Genomic DNA, 20,269 nt, shown 5'->3' on the forward strand with positions numbered 1-20,269 from the left:
TGTTCGCGGGGCGTTTTGTTTATATTTCAATAAGTTAAATTTGGCACATTTCTTGTAATAGTCACTACATCTTTATGGTATTGACGTGGGAGAGAGCCATGCTGGAATTGCTGTTTGTGATTGGATTTTTTGTCATGCTGATGGCGACCGGAATTTCGCTGCTTGGCATTCTGGCGGCACTGGTTGTGGCGACGGTGGTGATGTTTATCGGTGGGCTGTTTGCACTGATGCTAAAACTGTTGCCGTGGTTGCTGTTGGCGGTGGCCGTGGTGTGGGTAATTCGGGCGATAAAAGCGCCAAAAGTCCCACAGTATCAGCGCAATAACCGCTTTCGTTACTAAGGTATTGAGGTCTTCGTCACATACCTGCAACTTTTCCGGCAGCGATGCTTAGAACAGAATAGGATTTACTTATCGAATCTGTCACTATTGCCGCCGTTAAAGAATTCATCGAGCTGTACCCTACATACAGCCGAACTAAAAAAAGAAAGGGCTTCCTACGGGAAGCCCTAATTCTTTTTTAAGGGATCAGCAAACTCGATCCCTGCGTCACACGACTCTCCAGCACCTCATGCGCGCGCTGTGCATCGCTCAGCGGATATTTCTGCGCCTCAGCCACGTCCACTTTAATCACGCCGCTGGCGATCAGCGAAAATAGCTCATTGCTGGCTTCTGTCAGTTCGTCACGGGTGGTGATGTAACCTTGCAGGGAAGGGCGCGTCACGTACAGCGAGCCTTTCTGATTCAGAATACCCAGATTCACCCCGGTGACCGCGCCCGAGGCGTTGCCAAAGCTCACCATCAAACCCCGACGCTGCAGGCAGTCCAGCGACGCTTCCCAGGTGTCTTTCCCTACCGAGTCATACACCACGCGCAGTTTCTTGCCGCCGGTGATCTCTTTCACCCGCTCGGCGATGCTCTCTTCGCGATAGTTGATCACCTGCCACGCGCCAGCCTGTAACGCCCGCTGCGCTTTTTGGGCGCTGCCGACGGTACCGATCAGTTTTGCGCCCAGCGCTTTTGCCCACTGGCAGGCGATAAGCCCAACGCCACCCGCTGCGGCGTGGAACAGGAACTGCTCGTCAGGTTTGATTTCGTAGGTTTTGCGCAGCAGATAATAGACCGTCAGCCCTTTCAGGAAGGAGGCGGCGGCCTGTTCGAATGAGATCGCGTTCGGCAGAATGGCGGCCTTATCGGCGGGCACGTTGTGAATCGAACTGTACGCGCCCAACGGCGACTGGGCGTACACCACGCGATCGCCTTCTTTAATATGCTTCACGCCGCTGCCGATTTTCACCACGACACCTGCGGCCTCGGTCCCCAGACCGCTCGGCAGGGCTGGCGGTGGATAAAGCCCGCCGCGAATGTAGGTGTCGATATAGTTGATACCGATGGCCTTGTTTTCGACCTGGATTTCATTTTCCCCAGGCGGCGTGGGGGTAAACTCCACGGCCTTGAGGACTTCCGGACCACCATGCTTGTGAAATTCGATACGAGTTGCCACGTTGAACTCCTTTGTCGATTCATTTGCAGACGGTTATACTTCCCCGTCTCTCAATTTATGGTAATCCATTCACTATGGCAGGAAATAAACCCTTCAACAAACAGACTGAGCCTCGCGAGCGCGATTTGCAGGTCGCCGGACTCAAAGTCCCGCCGCACTCGATTGAAGCGGAACAGTCGGTGTTGGGCGGTTTAATGCTGGACAACGAGCGCTGGGACGATGTCGCCGAGCGCGTGGTATCCGACGATTTTTATACCCGTCCACACCGCCATATCTTTACCGAAATGGCGCGCCTGCAGGAAGCCGGTAGCCCGATTGACCTGATTACACTGGCGGAATCGCTGGAGCGTCAGGGGCAGCTGGATTCGGTCGGTGGATTTGCCTATCTGGCAGAGTTATCGAAAAATACGCCAAGTGCGGCGAACATCAGCGCTTATGCAGATATCGTGCGCGAACGCGCCGTTGTGCGCGAGATGATCGCCGTTGCGAACGAGATCGCCGAAGCGGGCTTTGATCCACAGGGCCGTACCAGCGAAGATTTGCTGGACCTCGCCGAATCCCGCGTCTTCAAGATCGCCGAAAGCCGCGCCAATAAAGACGAAGGTCCGCGAAATATCGCCGACGTGCTCGACTCCACCGTCGCGCGTATCGAACAGCTTTTCCAGCAGCCGCATGACGGCGTGACCGGCGTAAATACCGGTTACGACGATCTCAACAAAAAAACCGCCGGTTTGCAGCCGTCGGATCTGATTATCGTCGCGGCGCGTCCGTCGATGGGTAAAACGACATTTGCGATGAACCTCGTCGAAAACGCGGCGATGTTGCAGGATAAACCGGTGCTTATCTTCAGTCTTGAGATGCCATCGGACCAGATTATGATGCGTTCCCTGGCGTCCCTGTCGCGCGTGGATCAGACCCGTATTCGTACCGGTCAGCTTGACGACGAAGACTGGGCGCGCATTTCAGGCACCATGGGCATTCTGCTGGAAAAACGGAACATCTATATCGATGACTCCTCCGGCCTGACGCCGACGGAAGTGCGCTCCCGTGCGCGCCGTATCGCCCGCGAACACGGCGGTATCGGCCTTATCATGATTGACTACCTGCAGCTGATGCGCGTGCCGTCGCTCTCCGATAACCGTACTCTGGAAATTGCAGAAATTTCTCGCTCACTCAAGGCGTTAGCCAAAGAGTTGCAGGTGCCCGTCGTGGCGCTGTCACAGCTTAACCGCTCCCTGGAACAACGTGCCGATAAGCGCCCGGTCAACTCCGACCTGCGTGAATCAGGCTCCATCGAGCAGGATGCCGACTTGATCATGTTCATCTACCGTGACGAGGTCTATCACGAGAACAGCGACATGAAAGGCATCGCGGAAATTATTATTGGTAAGCAGCGTAACGGCCCGATCGGGACGGTGCGTCTGACGTTTAACGGTCAGTGGTCGCGTTTTGATAATTATGCGGGGCCGCAGTACGACGACGAATAAATCCTCGTCATCCTTCGCGTCACAGCCACCGCCGCTGGAACGCAAATGATTTAGAGGATTGGATTTATTTCATTAAGGCAAGGAATTCGAATGCAAGCGGCAACTGTAGTCATTAACCGCCGCGCTCTGCGACACAACCTGCAACGTCTGCGTGAACTGGCGCCCGCCAGTAAGCTCGTTGCAGTCGTGAAAGCGAACGCTTACGGACACGGTCTTCTTGAGACCGCGCGAACGCTCCCTGATGCCGATGCCTTTGGCGTCGCCCGTCTCGAAGAAGCCCTGCACCTGCGCGCGGGCGGCATCACCCAACCGATTCTGTTACTCGAAGGCTTTTTCGAAGCCGACGATCTGACGACGATTGCCGATCAGCATCTCCACACCGCCGTGCATAACGAAGAGCAGCTGGCCGCACTAGAAGCTGCGACCCTCAGCGAGCCGGTCACCGTGTGGATGAAACTCGACACCGGCATGCATCGCCTGGGCGTGCGCCCGGAGCAGGCAGAGGCGTTTTATCAGCGCCTGAGCCAGTGCAAAAACGTGCGTCAGCCGGTGAATATCGTCAGCCACTTTGCCCGTGCCGATGAGCCTGAGTGCGGCGCCACGGAGCAGCAGCTCGACATCTTTAACACCTTCTGCGAAGGCAAGGCGGGAATGCGCTCTATCGCGGCGTCCGGCGGTATTTTGCTCTGGCCGCAGTCGCACTTCGACTGGGCGCGTCCGGGCATTATTCTCTACGGCGTTTCGCCGCTGGAAAGTAAACCCTGGGGGCCTGATTTTGGCTTCCAGCCGGTGATGTCGCTGGTCTCCAGCCTGATTGCCGTGCGTGAGCATCAGGCGGGTGAACCGGTTGGCTACGGCGGCACCTGGGTGAGCGAGCGCGATACGCGTCTGGGCGTGGTGGCGATGGGCTACGGCGACGGTTATCCGCGCGCGGCACCGTCCGGTACGCCCGTGCTGGTGAATGGCCGTCAGGTGAAACTTGTCGGGCGTGTCGCGATGGACATGATTTGCGTCGATCTCGGGCCTGATGCCGCCGACAAAGCGGGCGATCCGGTCGTGATGTGGGGCGAAGGTTTACCCGTTGAGCGCATTGCTGAAATTACGAAAGTGAGTGCTTACGAACTTATCACGCGCCTCACGTCGCGGGTGGCGATGAAGTACGTCGATTAACGCCCATTGAGTGCCGGGTGGCGGCTTCGCCTCACCCGGCATGCACCTTGTGATGAACATCCCCTCGATCTTCTCGCGCTTCCGGTTTATTGTTGAAATCCCTGCCTGACAGATATCCGGAGATACATCGCGTGTTCCAGAAAGTTGACGCCTACGCCGGCGACCCCATTCTCTCCTTAATGGAGCGTTTCAAAGAAGATTCACGCAGCGACAAAGTGAACCTCAGCATCGGTCTTTACTACAACGAAGACGGCATTATTCCTCAACTGCAGGCGGTGGCCGAAGCCGAAGCGCGTCTCAACGCGGTGCCGCACGGCGCCTCGCTCTATCTGCCGATGGAAGGGCTGAATACCTACCGCAACACCATTGCGCCGCTGCTGTTTGGTGCCGATCATGCGGTATTAACGCAAAAACGCGTCGCGACTATTCAGACGCTGGGTGGTTCCGGTGCGCTGAAAGTGGGCGCCGATTTTTTGAAAAAATACTTCCCCGATTCAGGCGTATGGGTCAGCGATCCGACCTGGGAAAACCACGTCGCGATTTTTGAAGGCGCGGGCTTTGCCGTCAGCACCTATCCGTGGTTCGACAACGACACCAAAGGTGTACGCGTTGAAGCGCTGCTGGAAAAACTGCACACCTTGCCGGAGCGCAGCATCGTCCTGCTGCATCCATGCTGCCACAACCCAACCGGTTCGGATCTGACCAACAGCCAGTGGGATGCGGTCATTGAGGTGCTGAAAGCGCGGAATCTGATCCCGTTCCTCGACATCGCCTATCAGGGCTTTGGCGCAGGCATGGAAGAGGATGCCTACGCGATCCGCGCGATTGCCAGCGCCGGGCTGCCAGCACTGGTGAGCAACTCCTTCTCGAAGATTTTCTCCCTGTACGGCGAGCGTGTCGGCGGGTTGTCGGTGGTCTGCGAAGACGAACAGGCAGCAGGCCGCGTGCTTGGCCAGCTCAAAGCCACCGTGCGTCGTATCTACTCCAGCCCGCCAGCTTTCGGTGCGCAGGTCGTGGCGACGGTTCTGGGCGATGAGGGCCTGAAAGCGACCTGGCTTGCTGAAGTGGAAGCGATGCGTACGCGTATTCTGGCGATGCGTCAGGCGCTGGTTAACGCCCTGAAAAGCGCGTTACCGGAGCATAACTTCGATTATCTGCTCAAGCAGCGTGGGATGTTCAGCTACACCGGGCTGAGCGCGCAGCAGGTCGATCGTCTGCGTGAAGAGTTTGGCGTCTATATGATTGCCAGCGGCCGCATGTGTGTCGCAGGGCTGAATGCGCATAACGTTCAGCGCGTCGCACAGGCGTTTGCGGCTGTGATGTAAGCACTCACTTACTCTTTTGGGTTCGTACCCATTAACGCCCGGTGGCGCTGTGCGTACCGGGCCAATAACGGTGACCACGACCTGAATCGCAGGCCGGGTAAGGCGCAATGGCCACCCGGCTTTTTTGTTTTTCCCGCTTTGTGATATCCCTCCCTTTACCAGGGACAATCTGAAAAATTTCCTTTCCTTCGCCTGGCTCAGGGGTTAAGGTCTGATAGATTTTTGACCATTCGCTCAATTTAAAACGATAACAAACTGAATATTCAGGGGAATACATGCGCAAGATCACACTGGCGCTCAGCGCCGCCTGCTTATTGTTCTCGCTTAATAGTGCAGTCGGTGCCCGAGCCTCCGCACCAACGCCGCTTTACACCGGAACCACCGCCGCCATTCTGGCTGAACAAGCCCCCATTCACTGGGTCTCCGTGGCACAAATTGAAAATAGCCTGATGGGCCGCGCGCCAATGGCTGTTGGTTTTGACATCGACGATACCGTCCTCTTTTCCAGCCCTGGCTTCTGGCGAGGCAAAAAAACCTACTCGCCTGAGAGCGAGGAGTATCTGAAGAACCCGGAATTCTGGGAAAAAATGAACAACGGCTGGGATGAATTCAGTATCCCGAAAGAGGTGGGTCGCGCACTGATTGCGATGCACGTAAAACGCGGCGACAGCATCTATTTCATCACCGGTCGCAGCCAGACCAAAACGGAAACCGTCAGCAAAACCCTGCAGGGCGATTTTTCTATTCCGCCAGCGAATATGAATCCGGTAATTTTTGCCGGGGATAAGCACGGGCAAAACACCAAAACCCAGTGGCTGGAACAGAAAAATATCAAAGTGTTCTACGGCGATTCGGATAACGATATCTCTGCCGCCCGTGATGTCGGTGCCCGTGGCATCCGCGTTCTGCGCGCCTCCAACTCGACGTACCGCCCGCTGCCTATGGCCGGCTCTTTTGGCGAAGAGGTGATTGTTAATTCTGAATACTGATAATCGATGATTATTTGTACAAATTGGGCCTGCCCGGGTTTACCTTTTGTCGTCTTGCTGCACACTTAAAGAGGCAAGTCCTCAGGTCGCACTCAACCCACTCACAGGGGAGCAAAGATGACAATTTCGGAGATACTGCAATATTGCATGAATAAACCGGGCGCCGGGCAGAGTGTCCACAGCGACTGGAAAGCCACGCAGATCAAAGTGGCTGACGTGCTGTTTGCGATGGTAAAAGAGGTAGAAGGGCGTCCGGCGGCATCGTTAAAAACCAGCCCGGAACTGGCGGACTTGTTGCGTCAGCAGCACAGCGATGTGCGCCCGAGCAAGCATCTGAATAAAGCGCACTGGAGCACCGTCTATCTCGACGGCTCGCTGCCCGATTCGCAGATTTACTATTTGGTGGATGCCTCTTACAAGCAGGCCTTTGAGCTGCTGCCGGAAAATACCCGACAGCAGCTTTCAGACTGAGGATTACAGCAGAGGTTTAAGGAAGCGCGCGGTGTGCGAGGCTTCGCACTCGGCAACTGTCTCTGGCGTACCGGAGACGAGGATTTCACCGCCGCCGCTGCCGCCTTCCGGACCGAGATCCACAATCCAGTCTGCGGTTTTGATGACATCCAGATTGTGCTCAATGACCACAATCGTATTGCCCTGATCGCGCAGCTGATGCAGCACTTCAAGCAACTGCTGGATATCGGCAAAGTGCAGGCCGGTGGTTGGCTCATCCAGAATATACAGCGTCTGGCCCGTGCCGCGTTTCGACAGTTCACGCGCCAGCTTCACGCGCTGGGCTTCCCCGCCGGAGAGCGTTGTCGCTGACTGCCCGAGACGAATGTAGGTCAGCCCCACGTCCATCAGCGTTTGCAGCTTACGCGCCAGCGCAGGCACCGCATCGAAGAACTCACGCGCCTCTTCAATGGTCATATCCAGCACTTCGTGGATCGTTTTGCCTTTGTACTTAATCTCCAGGGTTTCGCGGTTATAGCGCTTGCCTTTGCACTGATCGCACGGCACGTAGATATCCGGCAGGAAGTGCATTTCAACTTTAATCACACCGTCGCCCTGACAGGCTTCACAGCGGCCACCGCGCACGTTAAAGCTGAAACGTCCTGGCGTATACCCGCGCGAGCGTGATTCAGGAACACCGGCAAACAGTTCACGTACAGGCGTAAAGACGCCCGTATATGTAGCCGGGTTTGAACGCGGCGTACGGCCAATCGGGCTTTGGTCGATATCGATCACTTTATCGAAATGTTCCAGGCCCTGAATGTCGCGATATGGCGCTGGCTCGGCGAGCGTTGCGCCGTTCAGCTGAGTCTGTGCAATCGGGAACAAGGTATCGTTAATCAGCGTCGATTTACCGGAACCCGACACCCCGGTGACACAGGTGAACAGCCCAACCGGCAGCGTCAGCGTGACGTCTTTCAGGTTGTTGCCGCGCGCGCCAGTCAGCTTCAGCACTTTCTCTGGGTTGGCCGCAACGCGCTGCTTCGGCACGTCGATTTTGCGTTTGCCGCTCATGAACTGCCCGGTCAACGACTCCGGAACGGCCATGATGTCGGCCAGTGTCCCTTCGGCGACCACCTGGCCGCCATGCACACCCGCGCCAGGGCCGATATCGATGACGTGGTCTGCGGCGCGGATTGCGTCTTCGTCGTGCTCGACCACAATCACTGTGTTACCCAAATTACGCAGGTGGATCAGCGTGCCGAGCAGGCGTTCGTTATCGCGCTGGTGCAGGCCGATGGACGGCTCATCCAGCACATACATCACCCCGACTAAGCCCGCGCCAATCTGGCTTGCCAGACGGATACGCTGCGCTTCGCCGCCGGAGAGGGTCTCCGCTGAGCGAGAAAGTGACAGGTAGTTCAGGCCGACGTTCACGAGGAACTTCAGGCGATCGCCTATCTCTTTCAGCACTTTCTCAGCAATCTGCGCGCGCTGGCCGGAGAGCTTAAGATTGGTGAAGAAGTCCATCGCGTGGCCGATGCTCATGTCTGAGATGGTCGGTAGCGCCGTGTTCTCGACAAAGACATGGCGAGCCTCGCGGCGCAGACGCGTTCCTTCACAGGTGGTGCAGGAGCGGTTGCTGATAAACTTCGCCAGCTCCTCGCGCACTGCGCTGGACTCGGTCTCTTTGTAGCGGCGTTCTATGTTATGCAACACGCCTTCGAACGGATGGCGGCGCACGGAAGTATCGCCGCGATCGTTCATGTACTTGAACTCGATGTTCTCTTTGCCGGAACCTGACAGCACCACTTTATGAACATTCGGGCTTAAGCTCGCCCACGGCGCTTCGATGTCGAACTTATAGTGTTCGGCCAGGGATTTCAGCATCTGGAAATAGTAGAAATTACGGCGATCCCAGCCGCGAATCGCGCCACCCGCCAGCGAAAGCTCCGGATTCTGAATGATGCGATCCGGATCGAAATATTGCTGCACGCCCAGACCATCACAGGTAGGGCACGCGCCAGCCGGGTTGTTGAACGAGAACAGACGCGGTTCCAGTTCGCGCATGCTGTAGCCGCAAATCGGACAGGCAAAGTTCGCGGAGAAGAGCAGCTCTTCAGCTTTCACATCGTCCATATCCGCGACGATAGCGGACCCACCCGACAGCTCCAGCGCCGTTTCGAACGATTCGGCCAGACGCTGCGTGAGATCGTCGCGCACTTTAAAGCGGTCAATCACCACTTCAATGGTGTGTTTCTTTTGCAGTTCCAGCTTCGGCGGATCGGAAAGGTCACACACTTCCCCGTCGATACGCGCGCGGATGTAGCCCTGGCTTGCCAGGTTTTCCAGCGTTTTGGTGTGCTCGCCTTTCCTGTCTTTAATGATAGGCGCCAGCAGCATCAGGCGCTTGCCTTCAGGCTGCGCCAGCACGTTATCCACCATCTGACTGACGGTTTGCGCGGCCAACGGCACGTCATGATCCGGGCAGCGCGGCTCGCCCACGCGGGCAAACAGCAGACGCAGATAGTCATGAATTTCAGTAATCGTACCGACCGTAGAACGCGGGTTGTGGGACGTTGATTTCTGCTCAATGGAAATGGCAGGCGACAACCCTTCGATATGGTCGACGTCTGGCTTTTCCATCAGTGACAGGAACTGACGCGCATAGGCGGAGAGCGATTCAACGTAACGACGCTGTCCTTCGGCATACAAGGTGTCGAAAGCCAGAGATGACTTGCCAGAACCCGATAGCCCGGTCACGACAATCAGCTTGTCGCGAGGGATTATGAGGTTGATATTCTTGAGATTATGGGTGCGGGCGCCCCGTACTTCGATCTTATCCATTCACCTTTCCCGGTAGAGACTCGGATGCCTGGTTTGTTTGAAGGACAAACGGCAGAAACGGCTAATTATGACACAATCTGACCTGTTTTAATATACAGTATTGGAAAGCAGATTCCGATTTAATGTGCAACAATGTTTAGGTAGCGTGAGTTCTGTGGAATCGCGGTCGCAGCTATCAAATTGCACCGTGGAAATGGTACACTCGCGCGTTTACACTATTAAGAAACGTATTCAGGAGACACAATCATGGCCAGCAGAGGCGTAAACAAGGTGATTCTCGTCGGTAATCTGGGCCAGGACCCGGAAGTACGCTACATGCCGAGTGGTGGCGCAGTTGCCAACATTACGCTGGCTACTTCCGAATCCTGGCGTGATAAAGCGACCGGTGAGATGAAAGAGCAGACTGAATGGCACCGCGTTGTGCTGTTCGGCAAACTGGCAGAAGTAGCTGGTGAATATCTGCGTAAAGGTTCTCAGGTGTATATCGAAGGTCAGCTTCGTACCCGTAAATGGACCGATCAGTCCGGTGCAGAAAAGTACACCACTGAAGTTGTGGTAAACGTCGGCGGCACCATGCAGATGCTGGGTGGCCGTCAGGGCGGTGGCGCACCTGCAGGCGGCGGCCAGCAGCAGCAGGGTAGCTGGGGTCAGCCTCAGCAGCCACAGGGCGGCAATCAGTTCAGCGGCGGCGCGCAGTCTCGTCCGCAGCAGCAGTCTGCTCCAGCACCGTCTAATGAACCACCAATGGATTTCGACGACGACATCCCGTTCTAAGGTTTGCAGACATCAGTATTAAAAAAGCCCCTTTCGGGGCTTTTTGTTTTTACCTGGCGGCGTAATTTCTTAAAAATGTCACAAAATCACCAAATGCGAGCGGTTTTGCATAGAAATAACCCTGTAAACAGTCGATCTGATTCGCCTTCAGATACTCCACCTGATAGTCATACTCCACGCCTTCTGCGGTGGTGAGAATGTTCATTCTTTTCGCCATATCAATCACGCAGTCAATCAGCGGCGTGGCGGTATCGCGCGTGATCTGACGGACAAACATGCGGTCGATTTTGATGTAGTCGGGGCTAAGGTTGGCAATAAACGCCAGATTCGAAAAGCCGGTGCCGAAATCATCCAGCGCAATCTTGATGCCACTACTTTTTATGTGGGTTACCTTCCTCGCCATCGCCTCGCCAATATCAATGTTTTCGCGCTCGGTAATTTCAAAGACCAGCGTCAGGCCCTGTGCCGCCAAAACCGGTGCCCAGCGGTCTACAAAGGCATCGAAGGCGTCATCCGTCAAATGGCTGTAGCTGATATTGAGATTAAGGTTAAACCCAGGCTGGAGCGTCATTGTGCCTTGCTGAATATCCTTCACCACTTGCTCCAGCAGGCTTTCCGTTAAATCGATAATCAACGCCGTGCGCTCCGCCACCGGGATAAACAGGTCCGGTGGAATAAACCCCAACTCATGATGACGCCAGCGAGCGAGGATCTCCGCGCCTGAGACGACATTGGTATGGGCGCAAATCAGCGGCTGATAATGCGGGTGGATCTTACGCTGCCGAATCGCATTGGCCAGCTGGTGATAAAGAGAGTGGCGACGCACCGCCAGTCGCCAGACGACGCCCGCCATAATACAGGACATCGCAAGGATAAAACTGACAGAAATCCAGGATGTCGCCATGGCCTTTAACGTGTGATTCAACCGGGGCTCATGGTCTGCCTGGATATAAACGGGTGCCTCATTCTCACTATTTTTTTTCTGATGGTTATACATGCTGGCCAGCGCAATCATCGCGGTCACAACGAATGTCAGCACAAAGGCCATACATGAAATGATGACTCTGTTCTTTTTTGTTCGAAGAAGATATTGCTGATACATGAGGATTATTTTCTTATACGCATGGTCGGGCAGGCAGTCTGTTAGCGTTCGGGCTGCATATATTCCTGGTGAAAATGCTCTTTGCTGAGAGGCCGAGAGAAGAGAAAACCTTGTCCATATTTCACTCCGTGACGCAGCATGGTGGAGACATGGGTATAGTTTTCAACGCCTTCGATAATTACGTCGATATCTCTTTTATTGATATCGTCCAGCATCAAACAGGTGTTGTCGAGATTCGCTGCGGCAAGACAGCTTTTGTCCAGTTTAATGTAGTCGGTTGTCCAGACGGCGAGCCTGGCGTGCAGCCTCTCCAGGCCGTTAATTCCGTCCCAGGCGAGCTGAATGCCCGCGTGGCTCAGCTGTTCGAGGTTTTGGCGAATGGCGGGTTCCGGGCAATCGACGCTGTCCGTAATTTCAAAAACGAAGTTTCGTGGAGGCAGATGGTTTTGTTGCAGCAGGTTAATGGCGCGCGCGGCAAAAGCGCTGTCGTTCAACTGAATCTGAGAAATATTCAGTGTGAAGAGCTGGTTTTCTCGCAATGCCTGCTGCTTCCTGGCGATAAATGCAAACGCCTGAGCCATAACGTAATCGCCCATTGGCACGATCCCACCCGTCTCTTCCAGTTGACGAATAAAGAGGTTTGGCGGAACAATATTGCGCCGATGGGTGCCGCGCACCAGCACCTCGCCGCCAATGCAGACGAAGCGCGAGAGATCGAAAATAGGTTGAATGACAAAATCGATGCCAGCATCGAGCCTGTTTTTTTCGACACTCTGAACGACAAAATGTGTACTTTTTTCCATACCAGCCTCATAGCCAAAAGGTTACCCGTTTAAAACGACACAACGCATGTCAGACTTAAACCGGCGGGGACATATTGCGGCGTTGGCAAGTTAACCGGTCAGGACCTTATTTTTCCCGGTTTTTTTCGCCTGATAGAGCAGCTTATCGGCCTGAGCGATGACCTCAGAGACCGAGCTATCCCCCATTTTGCACAGTCCGGCACTGAACGAAACTCGCAGATCTTTTTCGCGGAAACTTCTGGTATTCAACGTAATTCGCCATTTTTCGAGATAGCTTTGCGCCTTTTCGATGGAAACATCCTTGAACAACACGGCAATTTCTTCACCGCCGTAGCGATAGAGTGTGATAGTTTCCAGCCCGCGCAGGCGTAGCCCGATTTCGGCAGTGGTTTTAAGCACCATATCGCCGGTCATGTGGCCCCAGGTGTCATTGACGGTTTTGAAATTATCGATGTCGATCATCGCGATATGGGTATTGTTTTGCCCATTGTACTCTTCGATGTCATGGTCAAAGGCGCGGCGATTTCCGAGACCGGTCAGGCCATCGGTCAGCGCATCATGCTCAATCTGTTCCTGACGCAGCCTCGCACTATGGATCTCATCAAATAGCAGTTCTTCTACAGCGGTAGGCTTAATTGCACCGTTTCTGATCCCATTGGCGATACGCATATAAATCGTATTCAGCGCCGCCCGGGATGCCCACCAGCAGAAAAGCAGCACCACCAGCGCAAAGGCCATTCCATAAGTCACTTTGATACTTTCGTGCAGCACCAATTGGTTCATCTCATGTTCAGCCACCTGCTGAACGACAAACCATCCTTGTGGTGAGATGGCACGATAGAAATAGTAATGCCTGTTGAAGTAAAAATCCCCGCGATACTCTCGGGCGTGATCGGCGATCGCCTTTAAGGTGTCTGGCTCGATAGCGTGACCCGGGTTAATGATGACTTTACCGCGTCGGCTCATCAGGAAGGTTTTGCTCTTCATCGGCGGCAGAGAATTAATGAGAATTTCTTCGCTTTTTTCCACATCCAGATTGAGGGCCAGCACGCCGTCGTTCGAACCATCCTCGCCGTTGATAATGGGAAGTGATATCGTCAGGACCTGTTCTTTTCCGGTAAAAGGATCGGTGTTAATGGTGTAGTGGGCGACCTCGGTATCTTCCACAGCAATCGTAAACCAGGCGGCCTGACGTGGGTCCCAGTTGATGTTTTTCTTGCTGAGCGCGCCCGTGTAGGGCAGGCGAATGAAATGCCCGTCATCATCGGCATGAATAATAGACACCGCATCCGGCATGATGCGCAGGCGCTCAATTAACCAGTTTCGCAGGGGTAAATCCGTCTCTTCGATATGGCTAAACTTATGCTGATCGGCGGCGACGCGCGCCATCTCTCTGAGGATATCTTCATATCCACTCAGATATTTATCAAAAAAGGACGCCATATTGTTGACGTAATAATTGTTCAGCCTTTTATACGAATCTTTAATATCTGTCCACTGTGCCAGGGTGATCATAAGACAAACTAAAATGAGGGTAAAAGCCATCGCGGAAAAACAAATATTCAACGGCCTTCTGAAATTCAAACTTTTGATCACTGTGTACTCCGGATCGTACAGGCTATAAACAATAAGAGATAGAAATAGAAAAAAAGCGCAAAACATGCCTGGTAACAGGGATGAATTGTCGCTAAATAAGAGGATGAATCATCCTAACAATTAATTAACAACGACGAGAGAAATTCGATTTGTGGGAAGCGTACATGCTCATTTTTTAATTGTCAAAGCCGATCGAATAATGGTTATCGATCGATGCGGTCAATGAATGGAACGTAAGGAGATCTATTTGTTAATATCGATCGAAATCGAGGTATTGATAGATTAAAACGATCTTTTGTTTACATATATACATGTTAACTTGTTGTTTATAATGAAATTAACTCAACTTCTTTTCATGCGTTGACAATACTTATAGAATTAACACTTTCTACGCGGGAATATTTATTTTACGAAGTATTAGGAAAAGGGGTAAATGTTGCTGTGATGTTGATTCAATGATTATTGTGAGGGGGGGGGGAGGGAAATTTTATTTCCTGGATAAGCGGAAAAGCAATTTTCCAGCCATAGCAAAAGAAATGAATTATTCGTTTTTCAAATCATACTCAATCAATTTCCAGTTAACCGGATAACCATTTTGCCAGGGCATCGTGTCGCCCTTTTTCACATTAACCACGTTAGTGACTGCAGGATTATCTATTTGCCAGTAACCACTTTGTGGGCAGGCATTGCCGCTAGAACGTCTGGTCCCTAATGGGCTTCGCGAGGATTCCATCTGTGAACCGTAAGCTGCCACCGTCGCCATGGTTAGATTGCTACTATCAATTTTCATCATTAAGCATCCATAAATTATACATCCCCTCTTTTAATGCGACAAAATACAAACAGAACTTAACACTTCATTTTCATTTTCTATTCATATAGTTATCGTGAATGGGTTTATATTGCAAAGCGCTGATCCATTCGCCACAATAGCTCTATTATTGGATGAAAGTTGAACAAATATGATCCCTCGCTTTTGCCGTTTTCTGTTTTGCCTCACGTTAATGTTAAGTGGCAGTGCGATGGCCGTGAACTGCCAGCGCGCCGTCACCCCGCTGGAAAATACCATCTGCAATAACGACAACTTGCACTGGCTCGACAGCACCCTGTCGGTGGTTTATCAGCAGGCGATTCATCAGGATGGTCTGGCGGCAAACGATAAAGAGTATCTCCACTGGGAAAAACTGCTGGAAAAATGCACAACTGCCGTCTGCATTGAACGTGCGTACTACGCCGGGATCAGTGGGATTTCCAACGTTAACCGCGATTTTAAGTGGGAAGGCAAATGGTGGAACATGCTGGCGCCCAATATGAGCGGCGGGGTGATCCAGTTCAGTCGCAGTGCCCAGTGGAGCGAGACGCTGGATATTCGTGCCTGGGCGGGGTTAAACAAAGATGAATTCACCGCCGAGGCGCGCAAACTCTACGGGATGCTGGTGGTCGAAAAGGTGGTGGACACCAATAACTGCAAACTGTTGCTGATCCCCAAACACGACGGTTCTCTCCAGGTTTACAGTAACTCCGACTGGGGTTGCCGCATGTCAATGCCAGCCGGGGTATTCCTCGATGGCGCTTATCAGATGGCGGAACACGATCCGCGCCCCAAAGCGACGCTGCTCACCCTCGGGATCTTCCAGGATGCCGCCCTCGACGACAAATTCCGCACGCTAGTCGGCGACGATTACCAGAACTTCGTCAACAGCGCGAACGTCTATATTTATCAGAATGATATCGACAACATCGGTGCCCGCGTGATCTCCATGTGGGTGCAAGGCGCGGCAAACAAACACACGGCTATCGTGATGTACACGCCGAAAGGGGAAATCTGGGCCGGGCTGATTTCGCCAGCGAAAGGGGGTGGCCTGATGTTCAGCTATTACAGCACCGACGGTAGCGATCAGCGGCATATGCCCCGCACGCTGGCGGGGTGGAAACTGCGTTTTTTGGATCAGTAAGGTGATCGGTTGCTTTGCTATGGATGTGCGGAGAGGGGGCGGCCTGCACGGATGCAGGATCGCGCCCGACCCGAAAGCCTGAAGGAATAAGCTGAGGGCACCGCGAAGCGGCGATTTTCCTGGCCGGGAGCCGGGATTGTAAAGGGCGCGGCGGCGAGCGCCCTTTACACGTTCACCGCAGAGAAACAGACAGGAAGCAGAGGATATGAAGTGAACGGAACAGTTCCACTAAGCTCATAAAGGGATTAACCGGCATGATTGCCAAATATAATCTCACGACAACGTCCCCACAATCGTCAAATCACTGTCATCCGGTACCTCGTTATACGACAGTACATTCAAATTGCTGGCAAACAGACGTCCATAGCGTGAAATCAGTGGTCGCAGCTGCGGCGTCACCAGCAGCAGCGGTGGCATCCCTTTCGCTTTCATCTGCTCCTGAATAATCGGCATCGTGTTCTGCAACTGCGTCAGAATGTTCGGGTCGACCGGGAAGCTATCCAGCGCCACTTTTCCACTCTGTTGAGACTGATTTAGCGCGCCCAGCAGCATATTCTCCAGCGCGTTATCAATGGTGTAGGCCGCCAGCTTCTGCCGGTCACCATTGATATTATGAATAATGGCGCGACGCAGGGCGTAACGCACGTCGGAGGTCAGCAGGATCGGATCTTTAGTCACTGCCGAGCTTTCCAGCAGCGTCGAGGCGATGGTGACAATATCTTTCAGCGACACTTGCTCCAGCAGCAGCTGGCGGTAAATCCGCAGCAGCAGACTAAAGTTGAGGGCGTTCGACAGATCCTCCGCCAGCTTCGGCGCCTGTTGCGCCAGACGGGCGTGCAGATGGGTAATATCGTCGTAATTAAACAGCTCCGGCAGATGCTCGCGGGCGACTTTATTGACGTGCGTCGCGACCACGCTGGCGCAGTCCACCACCTGATAACCCAGATTCAGCGCATTGGCTTTCTGCTCCGGGTCGATCCAGACGATCGCCATGCCGTACGCCGGATCTGTATCCAGCACGCCGTCGATTTCGCCGTACAGCTCCGCCCCTGGAATCGCCATCAGTTTTTCAGCGTACACCTCCGCCAGCGCAGTGCGAATGCCGTTGATATGAATCGCATATTGCGCAGGCTTGAGGCGGAAATTCTCCCGGATGCGAATCTCCGGCAGCAGCACACCACACTGCTCAGACACCACCTGGCGCACCCCGCGAATACGTTGCGACAGCGGGCTGCCCTTTGCCGAGTCAATCAGCGTCACCAGTTTGTACCCCAGATTCAGGCCAATCGGCTCCACCAGCGGAATGCTTTCCCAGTTGATAGCAGGCGCGACATCCTGGCCCAGTGCGTCGGTAATCGCCTCGTAATCCGTCTCTTCTTCGGCGGGTTTAACCACTTTGCTCTGCCGCCAGGCGGCAAACAGCAGTAAACCGGTGAAGCACAGAAACGCGATGTGTGGCATACCGGGGACAATCGCCAGAATAAACATGACGAAGGCGGCGGTGTAGAGCACATGCGGTTTGGCCAGCAGCTGGGTTTTGATCTCATCGCTGACGTCATCGCCGTCGCTGACGCGCGTCACGATAATCGCTGCGGCGGTCGCCAGCAGCAGGGAAGGGATCTGCGCCGCCAGGCCGTCACCGATGGTCAGCAGAACGTACTGCTGGAACGCGTGGCTGGCATCAAGATCGTATTTGAAGATACCGATACAGATCCCGCCGATGACGTTAATCACCAGCACCATGATCCCGGCGATGGCGTCACCACGGACAAACTTCGAGGCCCCGTCCATCGCGCCGTAGAAGTCGGCCTCTTTCGACACCTCTTTACGCCGATCGCGCGCCTGTTTCTGATTAATCAGCCCCGCATTCAGGTCGGCGTCGATCGCCATCTGTTTACCGGGCAGGGCATCAAGGGTGAAACGCGCCGACACTTCGGAAATACGCTCTGCCCCTTTGGTGACCACCACAAAGTTGATGATCATCAGGATGATGAATACGACAAAGCCGACGACGAAATCGCCGCCGATCACCACCTGTCCGAAGGCCTCGATCACCTTACCGGCTGCACCTTCCCCTTCGTGGCCGTGGAGTAACACCACACGCGTGGAGGCGACGTTCAGGGTCAGTCGCATCAGGGTGGTGATCAGCAGGAGCGTCGGGAACACGGCAAAATCGAGCGGACGCTGCATGTTTACCGCCACCAGCAGGACCGTCACGGCCAGCACGATGTTGAAGGTAAACAAAATATCCAGCATCAACGGAGACAACGGCAACATCACCATCGCCAGCACGCTGAGCAGTAATATCGGTACGCCGATGCGGCCCTGACGGAGAATGGCAAGCATTTGCTGTGACTTACTGTTCGCCATGGGTTTTTAATACCTCTTTAGGAATGTTGATCTGTTTGTTCAGGCTCGGTTTGGCCTCAAGCTGGCCGGTGCGCCAGGATTTGAGCTGCATGACGTAGGTCAGCACATGCGCAATGGCGCGAAAAAGCTGGGCCGGAATTTGCTGGTTAACGCGCGTGGAGTGGTAAACCGCTCGCGCCAGCGGCGGAAACTCCACCACTTCAATCTGGTGCTGGCTTGCCACTTCACGGATGTAGAGGGCGATATCATCGACCCCTTTCGCCACGATGTACGGGGCTTCTGCTTTGTTCGGATCGTATTTCAGCGCCACCGCGAAATGGGTCGGGTTGGTGATGATCACGTCTGCTTCTGGTACGGTGCGGTTAATCTGCCCCATCGCCATCTGGCGCTGGAGCTGGCGGATACGCCCCTTGATCTGCGGATTCCCGTCGTTATTTTTGTACTCTTCCTTCACCTCTTGCTTGGTCATGCGCATCTTTTTGGTGAACATGAATTTGGTCAGCGGCACGTCGAGCAGAGCAAAAATCACAATCACTGAAATGAAGTAGATCAGCACATGGTGAAAAATGCCAAAACCGGCGTGGATCGCCTGGTTGAGGTTCAGGCGCTGCAGATGCAGCAGCGGATTCAGGGAGCTGTGAACCATCGAATACAGCACCGCCAGAATCACCCCGCACTTGAGCATCATCTTGCCCACTTCCACGTAATGGCTGGCGGCGAACATGCGCTTTACGCCGCTGATCGGGCTGATTTTTTTGAAGTCGGGCTTTAGCTTCGACAGTGTAAAAATCCAGCCGCCGGGGATCAGGCTCGCCACAATACAGGCCAGTGGAATCGGCGCGAGGGTGGCGATAAAGCGCAAGATCACCGAGACGTTGAGCATCAGAAACTGGCTCAGCGCGCCGCTATCGTCCAGCCGCCCGGCCATCATTCCCACCGAGGTAAAAGATTCCGTAATCAGCTGCTGGTAATAGGGAAAAAAGCTGCTCAGGGTGATAAACGAGGTCAGCAGCCCCACCGCCATGGTCAGGTCTTTCGAGCGCGGCAGATCGCCCTTTTCCCGCGCTTTGCGCAGTTTCTGGGGGGTGGGTTTTTCGCTCTTATCTCCGCCCTGGGCCATCAGTGGCTCCTTACGGCTTCGAGCCTGGCCAGAATTTCATTGGTCAGGTTGAGATAGTGGTCGGGAATATTGGTCATCATCATCGAAATACAGAGCAGGCCGAACAGCATGCTGATGGGAAAGCCGAGCGAGAACAGGTTCAGGGTCGGAGAGATGCGGTTTAGCAGGCCAAACCCCCCTTGCACAATCAGCATCACAAAGGTGGTGGGAAGGGCGATTAATGTCGCCGCAGACATTATCCAGCCCAGGCTTTGTACGATTAATAATAATGTCGGTTTATTAATCGCCTGACCGATGGGCCACCAGACAAAGCCTTTAAACAGAATCGTCACCACCAGCAGATGCCCGTCCATAATGAAAAACAGCAGGGCGCAAAAGGTGTAAATAATCTGCGAAATCACGGTGGTCGAGCTGCCGTTGACCGGGTCGTTCATCATCGCCATCCCGAGGCCCATATTCATCGAAAGAATATGTCCGGCGGTCTGCAGGGCGACAAACACCAGATGCATCGCCATGCCAAACAGCATGCCCCACAGCATTTGCTCTCCGATGAGCAGAAGGGTACGCACCGACAGCAGCTCGGTGAGCAGCACTTTTTCCGGCAGCATCGGGGTGATAATCACCGACAGCGCCAGCGCGAGCGCCGCTTTGATGCGTTTGCTGAAAGCGCGGTTATCCAGCACCGGGCAAAAGTGGATAAACGCCAGAATGCGCACAAACGGCAGAACGAGCGCCATCAGCGGGTTTATCAGAGTGAGAATATCAATGCCCATGGCCG

17 protein-coding genes are annotated in these 20,269 nt (G+C 54.1%); 8 read left to right on the forward strand and 9 right to left on the reverse strand.

Annotation, left to right across the window (positions count from 1 at the left end; genetic code table 11):
- Positions 1-98: 98 nt before the first annotated feature.
- Positions 99-341, forward strand: coding sequence for an envelope stress response protein PspG (gene pspG / locus C0560_RS01570; protein ID WP_100778057.1), 243 nt, complete (start codon positions 99-101; stop codon positions 339-341).
- Between the two features lie 178 nt (positions 342-519).
- Here pspG and C0560_RS01575 read toward each other — a convergent pair whose 3' ends face one another.
- Positions 520-1,503: a quinone oxidoreductase gene (locus C0560_RS01575; protein WP_100778056.1), complete on the reverse strand. Its 984-nt coding sequence runs from the start codon at positions 1,501-1,503 to the stop codon at positions 520-522.
- A 74-nt stretch (positions 1,504-1,577) separates the two neighbouring features.
- Between C0560_RS01575 and dnaB the strand changes: the two genes are divergently transcribed.
- The 5 genes from dnaB (at position 1,578) to C0560_RS01600 (ending at position 6,945) form a co-directional block, all read left to right on the forward strand.
- On the forward strand, positions 1,578-2,990 hold the full coding sequence (dnaB, locus tag C0560_RS01580; protein ID WP_100778055.1) for a replicative DNA helicase: 1,413 nt from the start codon (positions 1,578-1,580) through the stop codon (positions 2,988-2,990).
- A gap of 90 nt (positions 2,991-3,080) precedes the next feature.
- Complete coding sequence (gene alr / locus C0560_RS01585; RefSeq protein ID WP_181827172.1) at positions 3,081-4,160, forward strand: alanine racemase; 1,080 nt, start codon at positions 3,081-3,083, stop codon at positions 4,158-4,160.
- A 131-nt stretch (positions 4,161-4,291) separates the two neighbouring features.
- A complete protein-coding gene (tyrB, locus tag C0560_RS01590) occupies positions 4,292-5,485 on the forward strand; it encodes an aromatic amino acid transaminase (RefSeq protein WP_248859485.1) in 1,194 nt (397 codons plus the stop codon).
- A 275-nt stretch (positions 5,486-5,760) separates the two neighbouring features.
- The gene (aphA, locus tag C0560_RS01595) at positions 5,761-6,474 is read left to right on the forward strand and encodes an acid phosphatase AphA (RefSeq protein ID WP_100778052.1); all 714 of its coding nucleotides are present in this window, start codon (positions 5,761-5,763) and stop codon (positions 6,472-6,474) included.
- Between the two features lie 117 nt (positions 6,475-6,591).
- Positions 6,592-6,945 (forward strand): MmcQ/YjbR family DNA-binding protein, encoded by a 354-nt coding sequence (locus C0560_RS01600; RefSeq protein ID WP_100778051.1) that lies wholly within the window; start codon positions 6,592-6,594, stop codon positions 6,943-6,945.
- Positions 6,946-6,948: 3 nt separating this feature from the next.
- Here the strand turns inward: C0560_RS01600 and uvrA are convergent, their stop codons facing one another.
- A complete protein-coding gene (uvrA, locus tag C0560_RS01605) occupies positions 6,949-9,771 on the reverse strand; it encodes an excinuclease ABC subunit UvrA (RefSeq protein ID WP_248859486.1) in 2,823 nt (940 codons plus the stop codon).
- Positions 9,772-10,017: 246 nt separating this feature from the next.
- Between uvrA and ssb1 the strand changes: the two genes are divergently transcribed.
- Positions 10,018-10,545, forward strand: coding sequence for a single-stranded DNA-binding protein SSB1 (gene ssb1 / locus C0560_RS01610; RefSeq protein WP_100778048.1), 528 nt, complete (start codon positions 10,018-10,020; stop codon positions 10,543-10,545).
- A gap of 49 nt (positions 10,546-10,594) precedes the next feature.
- Here the strand turns inward: ssb1 and C0560_RS01615 are convergent, their stop codons facing one another.
- The 4 genes from C0560_RS01615 to C0560_RS01630 all read right to left on the reverse strand — a co-directional run bounded on the left by C0560_RS01615 (position 10,595) and on the right by C0560_RS01630 (position 14,839).
- Positions 10,595-11,449 carry an EAL domain-containing protein gene (locus tag C0560_RS01615; RefSeq protein ID WP_181827173.1) on the reverse strand — a complete coding sequence of 285 codons (855 nt, stop codon included), beginning with the start codon at positions 11,447-11,449 and terminating at the stop codon, positions 10,595-10,597.
- 239 nt (positions 11,450-11,688) lie between these two features.
- Positions 11,689-12,450, reverse strand: coding sequence for an EAL domain-containing protein (locus tag C0560_RS01620; RefSeq protein ID WP_123429867.1), 762 nt, complete (start codon positions 12,448-12,450; stop codon positions 11,689-11,691).
- 90 nt (positions 12,451-12,540) lie between these two features.
- The gene (locus C0560_RS01625; RefSeq protein ID WP_123429868.1) at positions 12,541-14,112 is read right to left on the reverse strand and encodes a sensor domain-containing diguanylate cyclase; all 1,572 of its coding nucleotides are present in this window, start codon (positions 14,110-14,112) and stop codon (positions 12,541-12,543) included.
- A 475-nt stretch (positions 14,113-14,587) separates the two neighbouring features.
- Complete coding sequence (locus tag C0560_RS01630) at positions 14,588-14,839, reverse strand: hypothetical protein (RefSeq protein ID WP_181827175.1); 252 nt, start codon at positions 14,837-14,839, stop codon at positions 14,588-14,590.
- A gap of 229 nt (positions 14,840-15,068) precedes the next feature.
- On the opposite strand from C0560_RS01630, the gene C0560_RS01635 reads away from it, so the two are divergent.
- Complete coding sequence (locus tag C0560_RS01635) at positions 15,069-16,001, forward strand: lysozyme inhibitor LprI family protein (RefSeq protein ID WP_248859487.1); 933 nt, start codon at positions 15,069-15,071, stop codon at positions 15,999-16,001.
- A gap of 273 nt (positions 16,002-16,274) precedes the next feature.
- Here C0560_RS01635 and C0560_RS01640 read toward each other — a convergent pair whose 3' ends face one another.
- From C0560_RS01640 to fliR, 3 genes are read right to left on the reverse strand one after another with little or no spacing between them, the layout of a single operon-like run.
- Entirely contained in the window at positions 16,275-18,371 is a 2,097-nt protein-coding gene (locus tag C0560_RS01640; RefSeq protein ID WP_100778044.1) for a flagellar biosynthesis protein FlhA, read from the reverse strand.
- Complete coding sequence (flhB, locus tag C0560_RS01645) at positions 18,358-19,494, reverse strand: flagellar biosynthesis protein FlhB (protein WP_371923378.1); 1,137 nt, start codon at positions 19,492-19,494, stop codon at positions 18,358-18,360. Before flhB ends, C0560_RS01640 begins: the two co-directional genes overlap by 14 nt.
- Positions 19,491-20,264 carry a flagellar biosynthetic protein FliR gene (gene fliR / locus C0560_RS01650; protein WP_248859489.1) on the reverse strand — a complete coding sequence of 258 codons (774 nt, stop codon included), beginning with the start codon at positions 20,262-20,264 and terminating at the stop codon, positions 19,491-19,493. Before fliR ends, flhB begins: the two co-directional genes overlap by 4 nt.
- Positions 20,265-20,269: the final 5 nt, after the last annotated feature.

Origin of the sequence: Lelliottia sp. AC1 (assembly GCF_023278595.1) — a bacterium.
Taxonomy (GTDB): Bacteria; Pseudomonadota; Gammaproteobacteria; order Enterobacterales; family Enterobacteriaceae; genus Enterobacter; species Enterobacter nimipressuralis.